Raw genomic sequence first — 1397 nt, forward strand, 5'->3', positions numbered from 1 at the left:
CATACTAAATACCCCTAATATGATTCTTTTTTTTACTAGGGGGAGATATGATATGATGAATAAAACTATGATATTAGGCCGTTAACCGATAATCATAGTGTATATCGTGTGTAATAAGATGAAAGAGAAGCTTCAGTAACTTATTCACACACGCAATGGACGCAACTTTATGACATTTGTTATAGGGTTGCGTTTTTAATTTATCGTAGTACTCTATAATGTGATTTCGCCCGTAACGCCGTTGTTTAATCATGTTTTGGATAATCAGGAAAAGTAGTTTTCGTAAATGTTTATTTCCACGTTTATTAATTTTATCTTTATAAAAAGTTTTACCGGATTGAAAGCGACGTATATCAATACCGGCATATGCATTCAATTGCTTGTTATTCGCAAAACGAGTAATATCTCCTATTTCAGCCATTAAACGTACAGCTGTATTTGGCCCAATTCCAGGAAGGCTCAAAATGATACTATATTCTGCACGTTGTTCGGCAAGATGTACCATCTTGTTAATGCAATGTTCCTTTTGATGAAGAAGTTCTTGATAACGCCTTGCGTATACCTTGAGTTGATCACATAGGACATCATTTTGTGAAACGGCTGGATAGGAATTTTTCGCTATTTCAAGTATTTGAATTGCCTTTTTCTCTGCCATGATAGTTGATATTTTTTTATTGGTATTGGCACGAATACGATTTTTTATGATTGTTTTAGAAAGATTTAAAACACAATCTGGATGGGGAAATAGTTGAACAAAATTTAAAAATAGATCCGATTTACTAGTGAACATTTTTTCTAATTCAGGAAATGTTAATTGAATTACTTTGTGCATACGACTACGAATCATCGATAATTCTCCATCCAGTTCGCTATAAAATCTCGAAAGAGACTTTAACTGATGGAATAAGTGGTCCGTTCCATGAGATACCCTTCGGGTAACTGTAAAATGAGTAATGGCTAGTCGATGTGCATCACTTCGGTCCGTTTTATGAATCCGTAAGGAATCACATTGTAATTTTGCTTCTAAGGGGTTTAATAGACAATATGTATATTGGTTATCTTGCATAAATCGTTCTAGCTGCCTGGAATAAATACCTGTTGCTTCGAACACAATTTCAGGTGATTTGCCAGTTTCATTGGTAAGCTCATGTATCTTTTTTTGTAGCTCTTCAAATTCAGACTTTGAATGTTTGATTTCTTTTTCAAAGATACATTGTTTTTGTGCATTATAAATGACCATATAACTTTTACCCATACTGATATCAAATGCAATTACGTGTCTCATAAGGTTCCTCCTGACGTAAAGTTGAAGTCTTCATCTTACACTTATCGATTCCCATTTCTTATACACGATCTCGAGGACCAACATACTAAAAACTGATTCAAATAAGGTAAGT

1 protein-coding gene is annotated in these 1397 nt (G+C 33.9%); it reads right to left on the reverse strand.

What is annotated here, in order from left to right; all coding sequences use genetic code 11:
* Window positions 1–73: 73 nt before the first annotated feature.
* Window positions 74–1285 (reverse strand): IS110 family RNA-guided transposase, encoded by a 1212-nt coding sequence (locus tag MR065_RS26980; protein WP_097850228.1) that lies wholly within the window; start codon window positions 1283–1285, stop codon window positions 74–76.
* Window positions 1286–1397 lie beyond the last annotated feature (112 nt).

Source organism: Bacillus cereus group sp. BfR-BA-01383, assembly GCF_022663495.1.
In the GTDB taxonomy this organism is placed as follows: Bacteria; Bacillota; Bacilli; order Bacillales; family Bacillaceae_G; genus Bacillus_A; species Bacillus_A cereus_AU.

What these genes read in the sequence shown, in the direction of transcription:
- MR065_RS26980 (WP_097850228.1), bottom strand. Translation starts at nt 1,285, where the DNA reads ATGAGACACGTAATTGCATTTGATATCAGTATGGGTAAAAGTTATATG.